At 68.7% G+C, this 16,442-nt stretch carries 20 protein-coding genes and 1 tRNA gene; 14 read left to right on the top strand and 7 right to left on the bottom strand.

The features are described from left to right. The first annotated feature begins 80 nt into the window (after nucleotides 1-80). The 7 genes from ACQPZQ_RS01360 (at nucleotide 81) to ACQPZQ_RS01330 (ending at nucleotide 5,105) form a co-directional block, all read left to right on the top strand. Nucleotides 81-911, top strand: coding sequence for a transglutaminase-like domain-containing protein (locus tag ACQPZQ_RS01360; protein WP_433291165.1), 831 nt, complete (start codon nucleotides 81-83; stop codon nucleotides 909-911). An 87-nt stretch (nucleotides 912-998) separates the two neighbouring features. After that, nucleotides 999-1,406: a RidA family protein gene (locus ACQPZQ_RS01355; RefSeq protein WP_433291163.1), complete on the top strand. Its 408-nt coding sequence runs from the start codon at nucleotides 999-1,001 to the stop codon at nucleotides 1,404-1,406. Between the two features lie 162 nt (nucleotides 1,407-1,568). After that, nucleotides 1,569-1,922, top strand: coding sequence for a VOC family protein (locus ACQPZQ_RS01350; RefSeq protein WP_241040413.1), 354 nt, complete (start codon nucleotides 1,569-1,571; stop codon nucleotides 1,920-1,922). A 147-nt stretch (nucleotides 1,923-2,069) separates the two neighbouring features. Beyond that, the gene (locus ACQPZQ_RS01345) at nucleotides 2,070-2,684 is read left to right on the top strand and encodes an RBBP9/YdeN family alpha/beta hydrolase (RefSeq protein ID WP_433291160.1); all 615 of its coding nucleotides are present in this window, start codon (nucleotides 2,070-2,072) and stop codon (nucleotides 2,682-2,684) included. A gap of 104 nt (nucleotides 2,685-2,788) precedes the next feature. Next, nucleotides 2,789-3,511, top strand: coding sequence for a dihydrofolate reductase family protein (locus tag ACQPZQ_RS01340; protein ID WP_433291158.1), 723 nt, complete (start codon nucleotides 2,789-2,791; stop codon nucleotides 3,509-3,511). 14 nt (nucleotides 3,512-3,525) lie between these two features. Next, complete coding sequence (locus ACQPZQ_RS01335) at nucleotides 3,526-3,888, top strand: YciI family protein (protein ID WP_433291156.1); 363 nt, start codon at nucleotides 3,526-3,528, stop codon at nucleotides 3,886-3,888. Further along, the gene (locus ACQPZQ_RS01330) at nucleotides 3,885-5,105 is read left to right on the top strand and encodes an RNA polymerase sigma factor (protein ID WP_433291154.1); all 1,221 of its coding nucleotides are present in this window, start codon (nucleotides 3,885-3,887) and stop codon (nucleotides 5,103-5,105) included. The genes ACQPZQ_RS01335 and ACQPZQ_RS01330 overlap by 4 nt, the downstream gene beginning before the upstream one ends. Nucleotides 5,106-5,239: 134 nt before the next feature. Here the strand turns inward: ACQPZQ_RS01330 and kdpA are convergent, their stop codons facing one another. From kdpA to ACQPZQ_RS01310, 4 genes are all read right to left on the bottom strand, one after another. After that, nucleotides 5,240-6,901 (bottom strand): potassium-transporting ATPase subunit KdpA, encoded by a 1,662-nt coding sequence (kdpA, locus tag ACQPZQ_RS01325; RefSeq protein WP_433291152.1) that lies wholly within the window; start codon nucleotides 6,899-6,901, stop codon nucleotides 5,240-5,242. Nucleotides 6,902-7,452: 551 nt separating this feature from the next. Continuing rightward, complete coding sequence (gene nhaA, locus ACQPZQ_RS01320) at nucleotides 7,453-8,688, bottom strand: Na+/H+ antiporter NhaA (RefSeq protein WP_433291150.1); 1,236 nt, start codon at nucleotides 8,686-8,688, stop codon at nucleotides 7,453-7,455. A gap of 82 nt (nucleotides 8,689-8,770) precedes the next feature. Further along, entirely contained in the window at nucleotides 8,771-8,920 is a 150-nt protein-coding gene (locus ACQPZQ_RS01315; RefSeq protein WP_433291148.1) for a hypothetical protein, read from the bottom strand. Nucleotides 8,921-9,395: 475 nt separating this feature from the next. After that, nucleotides 9,396-9,483: transfer RNA gene (locus ACQPZQ_RS01310), tRNA-Ser, on the bottom strand. Between the two features lie 165 nt (nucleotides 9,484-9,648). On the opposite strand from ACQPZQ_RS01310, the gene ACQPZQ_RS01305 reads away from it, so the two are divergent. From ACQPZQ_RS01305 to ACQPZQ_RS01275, 7 genes are all read left to right on the top strand, one after another. Then, nucleotides 9,649-10,398 carry an IclR family transcriptional regulator gene (locus ACQPZQ_RS01305; RefSeq protein WP_433291146.1) on the top strand — a complete coding sequence of 250 codons (750 nt, stop codon included), beginning with the start codon at nucleotides 9,649-9,651 and terminating at the stop codon, nucleotides 10,396-10,398. A gap of 77 nt (nucleotides 10,399-10,475) precedes the next feature. Then, nucleotides 10,476-10,877 (top strand): metal-sulfur cluster assembly factor, encoded by a 402-nt coding sequence (locus ACQPZQ_RS01300; RefSeq protein ID WP_433291144.1) that lies wholly within the window; start codon nucleotides 10,476-10,478, stop codon nucleotides 10,875-10,877. Beyond that, complete coding sequence (locus tag ACQPZQ_RS01295; protein ID WP_433291142.1) at nucleotides 10,877-11,887, top strand: amidohydrolase family protein; 1,011 nt, start codon at nucleotides 10,877-10,879, stop codon at nucleotides 11,885-11,887. The genes ACQPZQ_RS01300 and ACQPZQ_RS01295 overlap by 1 nt, the downstream gene beginning before the upstream one ends. Nucleotides 11,888-11,999: 112 nt before the next feature. Continuing rightward, nucleotides 12,000-12,860 carry an ABC transporter substrate-binding protein gene (locus ACQPZQ_RS01290; RefSeq protein ID WP_433291140.1) on the top strand — a complete coding sequence of 287 codons (861 nt, stop codon included), beginning with the start codon at nucleotides 12,000-12,002 and terminating at the stop codon, nucleotides 12,858-12,860. Further along, nucleotides 12,857-13,711, top strand: coding sequence for an amino acid ABC transporter permease (locus ACQPZQ_RS01285; protein WP_433291138.1), 855 nt, complete (start codon nucleotides 12,857-12,859; stop codon nucleotides 13,709-13,711). The genes ACQPZQ_RS01290 and ACQPZQ_RS01285 overlap by 4 nt, the downstream gene beginning before the upstream one ends. Beyond that, complete coding sequence (locus ACQPZQ_RS01280; RefSeq protein ID WP_433291136.1) at nucleotides 13,708-14,457, top strand: amino acid ABC transporter ATP-binding protein; 750 nt, start codon at nucleotides 13,708-13,710, stop codon at nucleotides 14,455-14,457. Before ACQPZQ_RS01285 ends, ACQPZQ_RS01280 begins: the two co-directional genes overlap by 4 nt. Nucleotides 14,458-14,473: 16 nt before the next feature. After that, nucleotides 14,474-14,728 carry a type II toxin-antitoxin system Phd/YefM family antitoxin gene (locus ACQPZQ_RS01275; RefSeq protein ID WP_433291134.1) on the top strand — a complete coding sequence of 85 codons (255 nt, stop codon included), beginning with the start codon at nucleotides 14,474-14,476 and terminating at the stop codon, nucleotides 14,726-14,728. Between the two features lie 175 nt (nucleotides 14,729-14,903). Here ACQPZQ_RS01275 and ACQPZQ_RS01270 read toward each other — a convergent pair whose 3' ends face one another. The 3 genes from ACQPZQ_RS01270 to ACQPZQ_RS01260 are packed head-to-tail and all read right to left on the bottom strand — an operon-like array spanning nucleotide 14,904 to nucleotide 16,368. Then, complete coding sequence (locus ACQPZQ_RS01270) at nucleotides 14,904-15,329, bottom strand: NUDIX hydrolase (protein ID WP_433291132.1); 426 nt, start codon at nucleotides 15,327-15,329, stop codon at nucleotides 14,904-14,906. A gap of 20 nt (nucleotides 15,330-15,349) precedes the next feature. Continuing rightward, nucleotides 15,350-15,850, bottom strand: coding sequence for a nucleoside deaminase (locus tag ACQPZQ_RS01265; protein WP_433291130.1), 501 nt, complete (start codon nucleotides 15,848-15,850; stop codon nucleotides 15,350-15,352). Further along, entirely contained in the window at nucleotides 15,847-16,368 is a 522-nt protein-coding gene (locus ACQPZQ_RS01260; protein WP_241040391.1) for a tRNA adenosine deaminase-associated protein, read from the bottom strand. The genes ACQPZQ_RS01265 and ACQPZQ_RS01260 overlap by 4 nt, the downstream gene beginning before the upstream one ends. Nucleotides 16,369-16,442 lie beyond the last annotated feature (74 nt).

The raw sequence follows: 16,442 nt of genomic DNA, 5'->3' as shown, positions 1-16,442 counted from the left end.
GGCACCGGGACCTGCCCGGCCGAGCCCAGATTTGCTGATCCATAGGCACTACAGACGCGCATGTCGTTAGCATCCGGATCGTGGCTGTCGACCTGCGGAGCTACAGCGAGCCCGGTCCGCTTACCAGCTTCGAGCCGGAGCAGTTGCGGCTCGCCGACGATCTCCCCGGCGACGCGGTACGGATCTGCACAATGGCACAGGGCCTGGTCATCCAACCTGACGAGGCAGCCGCTCAGGGCCTGCCGGAACGACGACGAACCGAGCGAGCCATCCGACCGGTTCACCACTTGATCACGGCCCTCTCAGCTCTCGATCCCGCTCCCCTTCATCACCCGCGGGCGCCCGAGCACCGAGTGGTCGGCACCTGTCGCCACTTCGCCACCCTGAGTACCGCGCTCCTACGGCTGCGCGGCATACCGGCCAGAGCGCGGTGCGGTTTCGCGACCTACTTCATCTCCGCACGGAGCGTCGACCACTGGATCACGGAGTACTGGCTCCCGCAGGATCGGCGGTGGGTCCGCATCGACTCCGAGATGCTCGGTCAGGACATCGTGGATCAGCCGGAGGACCTCGCGCCCGGGCAGTTTCTCACCGGAGGAGAGGCGTGGGCTCTGCATCGCAGCGGTTCGATCGATCCGGACACCTTCGGCGTCGCCGACGTCGACCATGCGTGGGGCGTGGGCGAAATCCGCGGGAACGCGATCCGTGACCTTGCGTCGCTCTCCAAGCTGGAGATGTTGCCGTGGGACGAATGGGGCCGCATGGAGGCCTCGTACAAGGGGCTGACCGGCCCGGAGTACGACACACTCCTGGACCGCGTGGCCGAGGCCTGCGCGAGTGATGATCCGGCGACGATCAGCCGCGTTTACCGGTCAGAAGATCTCGCCGTGCCTCACGAGATGATCGCCTGATCGAGAGTGTCGATCTACTCACCGTTCAGCTCGGCGCCGCAGGGCACCGTTAGTCCACGTCGAGAAGATCGGTTAGCTTGAGGACCGATGACCAAGGCAGTGACCCTGATCCGCTCGAAATCCCTCTCCGATGTCGCCGAGTATGCCTACGCCGCGACTGCTCCGGCCGACGCTCGGCTGATCTTCCTCGCTGGAGCCTGCCCGCTGAACGCCGACGGCACTACCGCGGCCGTCGGTGACTATGCCGGGCAAGCCGCCAAAGCCGTCGAGAACATGCGCACAGCACTCGCCGAGGCCGGAGCCACGATCGAGGATGTGATCAGCACCCGCGTTCTCGTCGCCTCCTCCCGCCGAGCAGACCTCGTCGCCACGTGGGAGGTCGTACGGGACGCCTTCGGCGACCACGATGTCCCGAGCACGCTCATGGGCGTCACGGTCCTCGGCTACGACGACCAGTTGGTCGAGGTGGAGGCGATCGCAGCTGTCCGCGACTAGCGGACGCCGCGAACAGCTCCCGCATTCGGGCCTCATCGGGTGTATCGGGCAAGGCTGGTTGAAAGCCATTTGCGTAACGACGCCGGAAGCGCCCTTGCGGGCGGCGGCGCGGGGTGGATCGTTAGCGACCGAGAGCGATGGACAGCGAACAGCGAGGATCCCATGCGCGTTAACCGCATCGTGGCCAACCTCCGGGTGGCCGACGTCGACGCAGCGAAGAGCTTCTACACCGACTACCTCGGGCTGAGCACCGAGGGATTCAACATGGGGTGGGTAGCTCGCTACATCTCCCCCGAAACCGGCGCGTACATCCAGCTCGTCACCCGCGACGCCACGTCCCCCGAGGACTCGGTCGTCTCCGTACTCACAGACGATGTCGACTCCGCCTACGCGGAAGCGCAGGAATTGGGCTTCGAGATCGTGCGGCCGTTGACGAAGGAGGACTGGGGAGTACGGCGATTCCTCGTCCGGGCCCCCGACGGCAACGTTGTCAATATCGTCGACCATCGGGACTGACCCGAGGGATCGATGGCCTCCTGGCCTCAGTGACCATGCCGCGATGACCGATGACCAGCATCGCGGAGCGACGGCGCGGCCGCCCGTGAGGCGGCCGGCAGGGCGTGGAGAACGATGGAGGACCGAGGGAACGGAATTAGGAGACAGATGACCGAGATGCCCAGCTCGCCTCCGCCGGCGCGGCGCTTTCTCATGGTGCACGGCGTGCAGCACCGCCGCCCGCGGCAGCACTGGCTGTGGTGGTTGACCGAGGCCCTGCGCCAGCGGGGCGAGCAGGTGCTCTATCCGCAGTTTCCCGCGCCCGAGAAGCCGTCGATGAGCGAATGGATCGATCTCCTGCACGCCGAGCTGGCCCAGCTCGGCGACCACGAACGTGTCGTGGTGTGTCACTCCCTCGGCTGTGCCCTGTGGCTGCAGGCCGCTCAGACCCTGCCTGCCGACCTGCGCGTCACTCGGGTGCTGCTGGTGTCCCCGCTCGGTGAGCAAGCGTTCACCGCGGCCAACGGCAACGAAGAGTTCAAGCTCGAGCGCGTCGACCGTGAGCTCCTCGCCGCCGCGTCGGCCAAGCCGCCGCATGTGGTCGTCTCGGAGACCGATCCATACGCGCCGGCCGACCCGCGTGCGTGGAGCGCCGCGCTCGACCTGGACTGTGACGTCCTCCCCGCCGCCGGCCACATCACCCCCGCCGACGGATACGGCCCATGGCCGGCCGCACTCGACTGGTGCCTGCACGAGAAGACCCCCGTGTCAGGCACCACCTGACCGTCTCGGATTTTCTTGCCGACGTGTGTCGAGAACGGTGGGTCGGCTCCGACCTCTCGGTGCCGGCGGCCAACGGGGCCGCCACCATGCGAGGAGCACGAACGATGACCAAGGTCACCGCCCAGATGTCGGTGTCCCTCGACGGCTTCTACACCGGACCGCGGGACACTCGGGCCCAGGACATGAGCGGCTGGATGCGGGGCCCCGAAGCGCCCGGTTTCTTCCGGGTCACCCGCTGGGCCGTCGACGCCGTGGCCTGGCGCGAGCGGCAGGGCTTCGCCGGCGGCGAGCAGTCGATCAGCTCGGAGATCATCGAGGAGACGTTCGCGGCCGCCGGTGCCTACGTCATGGGCCGGCGCATGTTCGACGGCGGCGAGGTCCCCTGGGGCGAGGAGCCGCCGTTCCACGCCCCCGTGTTCGTCGTCACCCACCGGCCACGGGAAGTGCTCGAACGCCAGGGTGGCACCTCCTTCACCTTTGTCACCGAAGGACTCGCGCGAGCCATCGAGCTGGCCCGGGACGCCGCCGGTGGCAAGGACGTGGCGGTGGCCGGCGGCGGGGAGCTCCTGCGCCAGGTGCTGACCGCCGGGCTGCTCGACCAGCTCGAGCTGCACATCGCCCCGGTGCTGCTGGGCGACGGCCAGCGCCTGTTCGACCCCAGCCTCGGCCTCGGCGCTGACGACGGCATCGAGCTGGTCCCGACCCGGGTCGTCGAGGCGCCCGAGGTCACCCACATTCGCTACACCGTCACCGGGCGGTCGAAGCTGGTGCTGGACGATCGCGGCGCCAGTGGCGACCTGGTCGGACCGGCCCAGCCGGAGCAGTGAGAGAGGAGCGAGCTGTGAAGTACATGCTGCTGATCTACGGCAACGAGGAAGCCTTCAGCTCGGTGGGTGCGGAGACCCTCGCCGAGATCATCCGCGAGACCGACGCCCTCAACCAGGAGCTGTTCGAGTCGGGCGAACTGGTCGGCGCCTACGGCGTGGCCGACCAGGTGAACGCCAAGATGGTCCGGGCCACGGCCGGGACGCCGGTTGTGACCGACGGCCCTTACGCCGAGGCCAAGGAGCACCTGGGCAGCTTCACGATCGTCGACTGCGACAGCCTGGAACGAGCCCTGGAGATCGCCGCCCGCAACCCGGCGGCCCGCTACTGGGGCGTCGAGGTCCGGCCGCTCATGCACGAGGCCAACGTGGAGCCGTGACCGACTGGCGGCCCGTCCGGCGGCTGGTCCCCGAGGTGCTCGGTGCGCTGGTGCGCCGCTACGGTCACTTCGACGCCTGCGAGGACGCCGTGCAGGAGGCGCTGGTGGCGGCCGCGGCCCAGTGGCCGGTGCAGGGGTGGCCGGAGAATCCGCGAGGGTGGCTGGTGGCGGTGGCGTCGCGTCGCCTCGCCGACCAGCTGCGCAGCGACACCGCCCGCCGCAGGCGGGAGGAGGCCGATGCCCTCCGCACTCCGCCCCTGGCCGGCGGCGACCTCGATGCCCGCGGCCCCACCGGCGACGACACCCTCACGCTGCTGTTCCTGTGCTGCCACCCGGCCCTGACGCCCCCGTCGCAGGTCGCATTGACCCTGCGGGCCGTCGGTGGCCTGTCGACCGCCGAGATCGCCCGGGCCTTCATCGTGCCCGAGGCGACCATGGCGCAGCGCATCAGCCGGGCCAAGCAGCGCATCAAGGCAGCCGGGGCCCGCTTCGAGCTACCGCCGCCGGCTGAGCAGGCGCAGCGGCTCGGCGTCGTGCTCCATGTGGTCTACCTCGTCTTCAACGAGGGCTACACGGCCACGTCGGGGACCCGGCTGGTGCGGGCCGAGCTGACGGATGAGGCGATCCGGCTGGCCCGCGAGCTCCACCGGCTGGTCCCCGGCGCCGGCGAGGTGGCCGGGCTCCTGGCTCTCATGCTGCTGACCGACGCCCGTCGCCCGGCCCGCACGGCCCCGGACGGGTCGTTGGTGCCGCTGAGCGACCAGGACCGGACGCTGTGGGACACCGACGCCATCGCCGAAGGTGTGGCCCTCGTGACCGATACCTTGTCGACGGGCCCGCTCGGCTCGTACCAGCTCCAGGCCGCCATCGCCGCCGTCCACGACGAGGCACCCACCGCCGAGGCGACCGACTGGCCGCAGATCCTGGCCCTCTACACCCTGCTGCAGCGGGTGGCGCCCAACCCGACGGTGACGCTCAACCGGGCGGTGGCGGTGGCGATGGTGCAAGGGCCAGCGGCCGGGCTGGCCGTGCTCGACGCCTTGTCGAGCGACGAGCGCATCTCCGCGTCCCACCACCTCGTGTCCGTGCGGGCCCACCTGCTGGAGATGGCCGGCGACCACGACGCGGCGCGCGCCGACTACCAGGAGGCGGCCCGCCGGACCACCAGCGAACCCGAGAGGCGCCACCTCCTGACCCGCGCCGCACGGCTGGGGTGACCGACCATCGCGACCCGGGCCGGTCAGAGGAGACCGTAGGCGACGTCGAGGCAGTCGCCCGTGGCGAACAGGATGGCCTTGATCGGTCTGGGGCGGAAATAGAGACCAATGGCTCCCATGCCAGGGTGCGGGTCTCATCTGAGTGTCTCCGCGAGCGGGCCCAGCGCGAGCGCCGGGAAGAAGGTGAGAGCGGAGACCAGGACGACTGTGCCGCCAACAAGCACACCGAACAGCGGCTTGTCCGTCGAGAGCGTTCCGGCTCCTGCATCGACCCGACGCTGCTTGGCGAGCGAGCCCGCCAGGGCCAGCACCGCCAGAATTGGCACGTAACGACCGAACAAGATCGCAACCGCGAGTGTCGATTGGAAAAAGTTGCTGGTAACGGTGATCCCGGCGAACGCAGACCCGTTGTTGTTCGCCGCGCTGGCATACGCATACAGCACTTCTGAGAAGCCGTGGGCTCCGTCGTTGTTCAGCGCGTCAAGCGTTCCTGGCAGCGCGATCGCCAGACCAGCTCCGATTAGCACCAGAGTCGGCATGGTCAGGAGCGACACTGCGGTTGCGGTGACCTCCCGCCGGCCGATCTTCTTGCCGAGGTACTCCGGGGTGCGCCCGACCATCAGACCGGCCAAGAACACCGCGATAACTGCGATCACCAATATCCCGTAGAGGCCGGAGCCGACCCCGCCGGGCGCCACCTCACCCAGCAGCATGGTCAGCAGTGTCACCCCACCGGCGCCACCGGTGTAGCTGTCGTGCAGCGAGTTGACTGCTCCGGTCGAGGTCCCGGTCGTCGAGACACCGAACAACACGGAGGCAGGAACGCCAAATCGGACCTCCTTCCCTTCCATCGCGCTACCGGCGGCAATGGTGGCAGACCCGTTCGGATGGGTCTCGGCGAACCACGCCAGGGCTAACATTGCACCCCAGAGGACGCCCATCACCGACAGCAGTACTGTTCCCTGCCGACGGTTGCCCACCATCGCGCCGAAGGTCCTGGTCAAACAAACCGGTATCACTAACAGCAGGAAGATCTCGAACAAGTTGCTCAGCGGGTTCGGGCTCTCGAACGGGTGCGCCGAGTTGGCGTTGAAGATCCCGCCGCCATTCGTGCCGAGCTCCTTGATCGCCTCCTGTGACCCCGTCGGCGCCATCGGCAACATATACGACGATCCGTCGACTCCGGTAATGACCGTCCCGGACCGGAGAGACATCGTGACACCCATAGCCATCAGCAGGATCGCCGCGACGAGTGAGAAGGGCAGCAGGATCCGCACGGACCCGCGAGTCAGGTCAACCCAGAAGTTGCCGATCCGGTCCGTTCTGGAGCGCACAAAGCCGCGAATCAATGCCACCGCAACAGCCATTCCGACTGCGCTAGACACTACGTTCTGAACGGTTAGGCCAGCCATTTGGACCGTGTTTCCAAGGACCTGTTCAGGTATATAGGATTGCCAGTTGGTATTCGCCACGAATGAGATCGACGTGTTGAACGCCATCGACGGAACCACCGCACCACGCCCGAAAGACATGGGCAGCAGCGGCTGAAGTCGCTGCAGTAGATAAAGCAGCACGATCGAGACGAACGAGAAGCCCAGCAGCCCGGCCGCATACGTCGGCCAACGCTGGTCGGCCGCGGCGTCCACCCGGATCAGCCGGTACAGCGCGGTTTCGATGCGCCAATCCCTATCTGAGCTGTAGACCTTCGCCATGTAGTCGCCGAACGGGACGTAGCACACTCCGATCAGCACCAGCAGCAGAGCGACCTGAAGCAGGCCCGCAACGGTGTCACTCATCAGAACCACTCCGATCACAGAAGATCCAACACCACGTACTGAGCGCTACGACCTCACCACTCATATTGCTCATGACATTATTAGCCACACTCCCAGGCGCCCTAGATCGCGCAGGCCGCCGACGGACCCGGCGACACCACCCCAATTGTCGGAGTCGCTCGCAATTCTCGCGAAGACTTAGGCGGGATAGTGATGAGGCTCTCGCGAAACTCGACTAGCTTTTGATCTCTAAAGGCTGACATCACCGAAGCGACTCCGAAATCTGCGCCCTTAAGGACGCGGACGAGGACGAGGACATGCCAAACCGGTTCAGACCGCCACCAGCACCGCCTAACCGCGAAAGTCAAACGCCCGAGGCCTACAGCGGGACACCTGAACGAGCCACTGGTCGCGAACGAATGCGGCGCTGGAAGCTAGCTTTCTGAAATCCCGAGGGCCGCGCTCCATTGCCTAGGGAAAGGGCATGGATGAATGCCGCTAAAGTGCAGACAGGTCGACGTTGAGCCAGCACTTGCCGCCCGAGAACGCAGTGACGATGACCACAAGAGCTGTCACTCCAGCGTCCGCACCGCCTCCTTCCCGCAGTACTGACCGAGGCGGTGATAATGGCGACTGCGGAATCCCAGGATTAGGGCAGCCAGCAGCGAGGCGACAACGGAGGCCAGCAGGATGGCGCCCTTCGCGTCAGTCAGATGAGCGTCATTGGTGTAGGAGAGCTCGGAGATCAGCAGGGAGACCGTGAAGCCGATCGCACCCAGGGCTCCAATCCCGGCGACGTCCGCCCAGGCGAGCTGGGGGTTGAGGCGGGCGTTGGTGAAGCAGTTGGTCAGCCAAGAGACGCCAAAGATGCCCAGAAACTTGCCCGCCAGGAGTCCGGTGAGCACGCCCCAGGTGACAGCGCTGGTCCAGAAGCCTCCTGCACCCGACAACGAGATCCCGGCCGACATCAGGGCGAACAACGGAAGCACGATCCCGGCGGAGAACGACCGCAGCACCGCTTCCATACGGTGCGATGGCGAGACCATCTCGCCGTCGCGGGGGCGAGTGCGCATTAGCAGACCCATCGCGACGCCGGCGATCGTGGCGTGCACCCCGGAGGCATATATCAGCGCCCAGATCACCGACGCGAGCGGCCCGAACAACAGCCATCCCGGCACCACCGCCCGGACGCGGACCACAGCCCGAGCCCGGGTGTTCTGCAGGTAGCCGAACAGGCAGAGGGCGGTCGCGGCGCCAGAGAGGGCGGCCAGGTTCAGGTCGGTGGTGTACGCGGCGGCGATGACCAGAACCGCGCACATGTCGTCGACGATGGCCACGGTGAGCAGGAAAGTGCGCAGCGAGGGGGGCAGGTGCCGGCCGATCACCGCGAGAACGGCGAGCGCGAAGGCGATGTCGGTAGCCATCGGAATGCCCCACCCACCGATCGCCTGCCCGGACGTGGTGGCGTTGACGGCGAGGAACACCAGCGCGGGCACCGCGACGCCACCGAGCGCGGCGGCGATGGGCAACACCGCACGGCCCGGGTCGCGCAGCTCACCGTGGACGAGCTCCTGCTTCAGCTCGTTGCCGACGATGAAGAAGAACACCGCCAGCAGCCCGTCGGCCGCCCACGCCTGAACCGACAGGTCCAGGTGGAGGGCGGCGGGCCCGAAGGTGAACGAGCGCATGGATTCGTAAGAGTCGGACAGCGGCGAGTTCGCCCATACGAGCGCCACGACGGCCGCGCCGATCAGAAGTGATCCACTGACCAGGTCCGAACGCAGGGCATCGAAGATTCGTGAAGCCATGAAGAGACATCTCCGGGCAGTACGAAGGAACGTGCTAGCACACCGGCCATTGCCAGTGGTGCGCCTCCGCGCAGCGGCAGGCTCAGCAGTTCTTCGGGGGGCAGACGCTCGCGATCGCGCCCCACGTGCTGACGTAGCCGTTCGTACCGATCGGACGGTGCTCCAGCGAGAACATCACGCATACCTGGACACCCGACCCCAGCAGAGCCGACGAGGCGAGACAGCCCAGCACCGGATGTCTCCTCTCGTTCGCAGCCTGCGGACCCGACGCCACTCTAACAATCGCTCGCTCCGGCTTCCCAGTACCGCGGTACCTGCCGGTTGGGACGCCGGCCGATGAGCTCGGCGGCGACACGACCCTGCCCGGTCGAGTGATGGGGTAGACCTCCCCGAGGACCCCGCCCCCTGACCGGGCCAGCGTCCCAGAACGCCGGCTCCACGCTGCCCAGCACACCGCGGCAACGGTGCTGCTCCTGCCCGGAGTCACGCAGCGGACGGTCATATCGGTCATGGGCTGGTCGAGCACCGCGATGGCGGCCCGGTACCAACACGTCGTGGCCGCCGTGCGGCGCGATGTGGCCACGCAGGTCGGCGGACTCCTGTGGACGCCCCCGGGCGTAGCGTGGCGAATGCAACCAGAAGTGCACCGAAACGACGATCGCCGGGCGCTCCCTCAAGGGGAGGCCCGGCGTTTCGCCTGGTGAGGCTGGCGGTAGCGGTGGGATTTGAACCCACGGAGGCTTGCACCTCACACGCTTTCGAGGCGTGCTCCTTCGGCCGCTCGGACACGCTACCGCCGATGAGCTTACAAGGTGCCGTCCGCGCGCTTCGCACGGTCCTCGCAGAGCCCGGACAGCCTGCGACGATCAGGTCCGGCGGGCAAAGCGCGGGCCGGCCGTTCCCATCACGGCGACGTTCTGCCAGGCTCCGGAGCGGGACACCCCGCGAAGGAGCGGTGACGTGGGCGAGCAGAGCGGTCCGACCCTCATCCAGTCGGTGCAGCGTGCCCTGCGGTTGCTGGAGGTCGTCGCCGAGCGGGACGGTCGCGCGCCCGCCAAGGAGCTCGCACGGGCCACCGGGCTGCCGCTCCCTACCACCTACCACCTGCTGCGCACCCTGACCCACGAGGGCTACCTGCAGCGTCTCGACGACGGGTCGTACGTGCTGGGGCACCGGATCGACGTCGTACGCAGCCACGGGACGGCCGCCCGTGGGGTCGCGCGAGCCCGTCCGGCTCTGGAGTGGTTGCGCGACGAACTGTGCAGCGCCGTCTACCTCGCCCGCCACGTCGACGGCGAGATCGTCGTCGTCGAGATCATCGACAGCCCGCGGGCGCCGCGCATCGACCTCTGGGTCGGGATCCACCATGCCGCACACGCCACGGCGCTGGGCAAGTCGATCCTCGGCCAGCTCAACGCTGCGGACCGGGAGGACTACCTGGCCCGGCACCCGTTGCACGATCTCACCCCGCGCACCGTCGTCGACCGCCGACGGCTCCGCGACCGGCTTCCGGCTCCGGACGCCCTCGCCGTCGACGACGAGGAGTATGCCGTGGGTGTCTGCTGCCTCGCCGCGCCGGTGACCACAGTGGACGGTGTCGGCGCGCTCGGCGTGGTCACGTCGCCCGGAGCGCTTCGGCGCCCGGACGTGCCCCGCCAGACCCTCCGCGCGTGCGCCGCGCGGGTCTCGCGGGCGCTCACCGTCGAGTGAGGCTGCCCTGACCGGTCGGCGCACCATCTGAAATCACCGCTCTTCCGGTCATGAGATCGGCGTCACACGATCACTGCATGGATCCGCACGCCGCACATCCGGCCGTTCCCGACTGGGCCACCGCCGCTCTGTCGGACGTCTACGACCCGTGCTGCCGGGAGAAGGGCATATCGGTCGTCGACATGGGCCTGCTCCGGTCGGTGGCCGTGCGCGACGGCCACGCCAGGGTCGAACTGCTGCTGACATCGGGGTGGTGCCCGTTCGCGTCTCGCGTGCTCACCGAGGTGGAGGAGGCGATCACGGCGCAGCCCGGCGTGGAGAGCGCCGAGGTCGAGATCGTCTGGGACGAGGCCTGGACCAGTGACCGGCTGTCCGAGTCGGCCGTGCGCAAGCTCCGCTTCCTGCCCACCCCCACCGCCGTGCCCGACCGTGACGCCTACGTCGCGGCGCACCGTCCCCAGGTCGAGGAGGCCATCTGATGATCGGCGACGCATTCGTGTTCGACGGGGTCGCACACCCGTTCAACTTCTCGCCCAAGAACGCCTTCGGCAAACCGGGCGAGATGTTCTCCAACCACCTCTACGCCTTCCACGCAACGCTCACCCCTGATACGGAACCGAAGCTCTCGGCGGACGAGTTCCTGAAGGACTGGACGCCGTCGGACATCCGGCAGATGATCTACGACCAGTCCGACACGGACATGCTCGTGGCCATGCCGTTGCCCCTTACCGACCTCTACCGCGACGGTCTCTCGCCGTGGGAGGAATGCGCCGAGCTGGCCGCCCGTGACCCCGACCGCACGATCTTGTGGGGCTCGGTGAATCCGCTCGAGGGCCGTAAGGCGCTCGACCTCATGGAACGCCAGGTCAAGGAGTTCGGTGCCAAGGCGTTCAAGTTCTACAACGTCCGCTACGACTACGGCTCGCCGTTCCCCTGGCGGATGGACGACCCGAAGGTCGCATTCCCGATCTTCGAGAAGGCGCAGGAGCTCGGCGTCAACCTGATCGGTGTGCACAAGGGTGTGCCGCTGGGCCCACAGCCGATCGAACACACCCAGACCTGGGACATGGACGGCGCCGCCGCAAACTTCCCGGACATCAACTTCGTGATCTACCACGTCGGGCTGCCGTTCATCGACGAGACGTGCTGGCAGCTGATCCGATACCCGAACCTGCACGCCTCGCTCGCGGCGACCATCAACTTCCTCGTCCGCGCGCCGCGAATGTTCGCCGAGATCCTCGGAAAGCTGCTGTTCTGGTGCGGCGAGGACAAGATCGTCTACGGGTCGGAGGCGCCGATCTTCCACCCGCAGTGGGCGATCAAGGCGTTCATGGACTTCCAGATCCCACAGGATCTCTGCGACGGCTACGGCTACCCACAGCTCACCGACCAGGCCAAACGCAAGATCCTCGGGGAGAACCTGCTGCGGCTGCACGGTCTCGATGTCGAGGCGACGAAGCAGCGGCTGGGGCGGCCTCAGACTCACTGACCGCCCCCGGCGGTCCCGGGCCGGGGTGCGCGGCACGTGCGCGCCCTGTCCCGGTACCGCCGCGTGGCGGCGATCATCGACGCCGCTTGCTCTCACGGGCGAGAATCGCCCCGTGCCCTCTCCACTCCCCGCCCGGCGTCTGCTCGTGGCGGTCGCGCTCGTCCTCGCCGCGGGCTGCGCCCCGGCAGACACCAACGACAACGCACCGGCCGCGGGCGCCTCGTGCGCACCGGGGGCGCTACCGACCCGCACCGCCGGCACCCTGACCGTGGGAACGGACGAGCCCGTCTACCCGCCGTGGTACATCGACGACGACCCGACGTCGGGCCGTGGTTTCGAGAGCGCCGTCGCCTACGCGATCGCCGACCAGCTCGGGTATCCCCACGACAAGGTGACCTGGACCCGCGTGCCGTTCAACGCCGCCATCCAGCCCGGGCCCAAGACCTTCGACCTCAACCTCACCGAGTTCTCGATCACCGACGAGCGGCGGCAGGCCGTCGACTTCTCGGCCCCCTACTACGACGTCAAACAGGCCGTGGTCACCGTGGCGTCCAGCCGGTTCGCCGGCGCGACCTCGATCGACGGGCTGAAGACCGCCCGGCTGGGTGCTCAGGTGGGCAGCACCAGCTACGAGGCGATCGTCTCCCAGATCGCACCCGCAACCCAGCCTGCGGTGTTCAACACCAACGACGACGCCAAGCTCGCGCTCACGAACGGCCAGGTCGACGCGATCGTCGTGGACCTGCCCACAGCGTTCTACATGACCTCGGCCGAGCTGACCGACGGCAAGATCATCGGGCAGCTCCCGCCTGCCCCGGGCACACCCGAGCAGTTCGGCGCCATCCTGGACAAGGGCAGCCCGCTCACCAAGTGCGTCTCCGACGCCGTCGACCGGCTACGGGCAGCCGGCACCCTCGACCAGCTCGAGCAGCAGTGGCTCGCCTCGGCGGGGTCGGCGCCGGAACTGCGGTGAGTGCGGCGCCGGGCGCGACGGAGCTGAGCCCCCTCGCGCGGGAGCGGCTCGCCTACCGGCGCTCGCGCGCCCGGCGCTCCACCCTGGTCGCGTTCACGTCCACGCTCGTGTTCGCCGTGGTGGTCGGCGTCGGGATAACGAGCTCGCCGGGCTGGCCGCGGGTGCGCGAGACGTTCTTCGACGCGCACGCGGCCTGGGCGTCACTGCCCGCAGTGCTCGACGGCCTCTGGCTCAACATCCGTGTGCTCGTGGTGGCCGAGATCGGGATCCTGGTGCTCGGGCTGGTGATCGCGGTGCTGCGCACGCTGCGCGGACCGGTGTTCCTCCCGGTGCGGGCGCTGGCCACCGGCTATGTCGACCTGTTCCGTGGGCTGCCGCTGCTCATCGCGCTGTACCTGATCGGGTTCGGGCTGCCGGCGCTGCGGCTGACCGGCGTGCCGACCGATACCGCGGTGCTCGGGACGATCACGCTGATCCTTGTGTACTCCGCGTACGTGGCCGAGGTGTTCCGCGCCGGCATCGAGTCGATCCATCCTTCGCAACGGGCGGCCGCGCGCTCGCTGGGGCTCACCCACCGCCAGTCGATGCGGCTGGTGGTGCTGCCGCAAGCGGTGCGCCGCGTGCTGCCACCGCTGCTCAACGACTTCGTGGCGCTGCAGAAGGACGTCGGACTGATCTCCGTGCTCGGTGCCGTGGACGCGATCCGCGCCGCCCAGATCGAGTCGGCCCGCACGTTCAACTTCACGCCGTACGTGGTGGCGGCGTTGCTGTTCGTGCTGCTCGCGATCCCGACCGGCCGGGTCGCCGACGCCGTGGCCGCGCGGGCCGCCCGCAGGCAGGGATGGTCATGACCCCCGTGCTCGAGGTACGCGGAATGGTCAAACGCTACGGCGCGGCCACCGTGCTCGACGGCGTCGACCTCGGCGTCGACGAGCATCAGGTGGTCACGCTGATCGGTACGTCGGGCTCGGGAAAGTCCACCCTGCTGCGCTGCGTGGACCTGCTGGAGGAGATCGACGACGGGCTGATCCTCCTCGACGGCGTGGACGTCTCCGACCCGCGCGCCGACGTCGCCGCCGCCCAGCGGCGCATGGCGATCGTGTTCCAGGCGTTCAACCTGTTCCCGCACATGACCGCCGTCCAGAACGTGGCGCTGGCGCCGCGGGTGGTGCACCGCGTGCCGGGAGCCGAGGCGGACGAGCGGGCCCACGAGCTGCTCCACCGGGTCGGGCTCGGCGCGTTCGCCGACGCCTATCCGGACCGGCTCTCGGGTGGTCAGCAGCAACGGGTGGCGATCGCCCGCGCGCTCGCGGTGCGGCCGCGGCTGCTGCTCCTCGACGAGATCACCTCGGCCCTGGACCCCGAGCTGGTCGGCGAGGTGCTCACGATCGTCCGGGAGCTGGCCGAGACGGGCATCACGATCCTCATGGCCACGCACGAGATGGGGTTCGCCCGGCAGGTGTCCGACCGGGTGTGCTTCCTCGACGGCGGCCGCGTGCTCGAGTCGGGCCCTCCGGGTCAGGTGCTGGGCGATCCGGTCCACGAACGCACCCGGCAGTTCCTCTCCCGGGTGATCGCAGCGGGCCGGCTGGTGTGATTACCAGGGTGGGCACATGGCCAGGACGATCTCGCACCACGAACTGCGCGACAACAGCAGCGCGGTGCTGCGCGACGTGCAGGCAGGCGAGACGATCGAGGTGACGAACAACGGCGAGGTCGTCGCCGTGCTGGTCCCGCCGCCGCGCCGGCCCGGAGCCGTGCTGCCGATCCGGCGAGCAGCCGTCAAGGGTGGTTTCGCCGACCTCCCGCGTGTACGGCTGGACCATCCGCTGCAGGATGACCTCGACGACCTCCGCGGCGACCGTTGATCGTCTACGTGGAGACGTCCGCAGCCGCGAAGCTGCTCGTGGAGGAGGCCATAGCCTCCACGCCCTGCACGACGCCGCAGCCCTGCGGCTCGACGCCGGGGTCATGCTGTCCCACGACCGTCGGCAGATCGCGGCAGCGGAGGCCGTAGGCCTGCGGACGGTGGCGGTGTAGCGGTCAGGCGTGGCCTGCGGCGGCGAGCCCGATGTCGACCAACCCGATGTGAGGCCGGTCGGCCAGTTCGGCGAGCGGCACCCACTCTGCGCGGTCCGTGCTGCCGCCGATCTCGTCGCGCAGCGAGCCGCCGATCACCTCGGCGGTGTAGAGGATCCGCAGGGCGTGCATGTCGATCGGGTTGCCGTCGTGCGACCGGTCCCAGCGCGTCGAGTCGACCCCGATCACCGGGCCGAGCACGATCTGCAGGCCGGTCTCCTCCTCGACCTCACGCACGGCGCCGTCCTCAGGCCGCTCACCGTGGTCCAGCCCGCCACCGGGCAACGTCCAGCGATTGCTGCGGCTGAACCGGACGAGCAGCAGCGAACCATCACGCACACAGACGACGTACGCCCCGACGCGGGTCTGTTGCACCACCACCTGCTCCACTGGCGCAGGCTAGCGCGTGCTCAGCGGAAGCCCGCGAAGAATGACTCCAGCAGGGCAGCGCAATCCCGCTCCAGTACCCCGCCGACCACCTCGGGACGGTGGTTTTGTCTGCGATCGCGCAGTACGTCCCACAGCGAGCCCGCCGCACCGGTCTTCGGTTCCCACGCCCCGAACACCACGCGCGCCACCCTGGCGAGCCCGATCGCTCCCGCACACATCGTGCAGGGCTCGACCGTGACAGCGAGGGTGCAGCCCTCGAGGCGCCACTCCCCTCGCGCAGCGGCAGCCGCCCGCAACGCAAGCATCTCGGCGTGTGCCGTGGGGTCGCCCAGGGCCTCCCGGGCGTTGCACGCCACGGCAAGCTCGCGCCCTTCGGCGTCGACGACCACGGCCCCGATCGGCACGTCACCGGTGCGGGGCGCGGCCCCTGCCACCTCGATGGCGCGCCGTACCAGCGCCTCGTCCGCTGCGGCGGAGAGCGGACCGGTGGACGCCGAGCCGGCGCCCCACGCTGGGGTCACCGCGCGTCGACGACCTCGGCGAGCGCATCGGCGAACCCGCAACGGCGCCCGATCGCGGCCAGCTGCTCGTCGGGGTAGAGCTCGACCTCGCCCGCGAGCACCTCCAGCTCGTCGGCGGGAAGCCCGAGATCGGCGAGGATCGCGAGGTCGCCCTCCGGCCACGGAGGGGCGTCGAGGGCTTCGTCCTCCGGCGGCAGCTCCAGCCGCAGGAGGTCGAGGACATCTGCCGCCACGTCGTAGTCCAGCGCCGCGACGGCGTCGGACACCATCAGCGAGATGCCGCCCGGGGTGGGCCGCAACAGCACGAAGAACTCGTCGTCGACATCGAGCAGACCCAGCACCGCTCCGGTGGAGCGAAGCTCCCTCAGCTCGGTGATCGCCGTGTCCAGGTCGACGAGCGCCTCGGCCGACATCCGCGAGCAACGCCACTGCCCGTCCTCCCGGATAGCCGCTACGGCATATCCGGGCAGGGCCTGTTCACGCACCTCTGCGCGCGACTCGATGCTCTGCACCGCCATGCCACTACGGTAAGCCTCCGACCGACTGTGGTCCAAACCACAACTAGAAGTGAACCTGCTCGTCACCTGCCAGA

It is taken from the genome of Pseudonocardia sp. CA-142604, from assembly GCF_050948475.1.
Lineage (GTDB): Bacteria > Actinomycetota > Actinomycetes > Mycobacteriales > Pseudonocardiaceae > Pseudonocardia > Pseudonocardia alaniniphila.
This window is presented reverse-complemented; position numbering and strand designations above follow the sequence as displayed.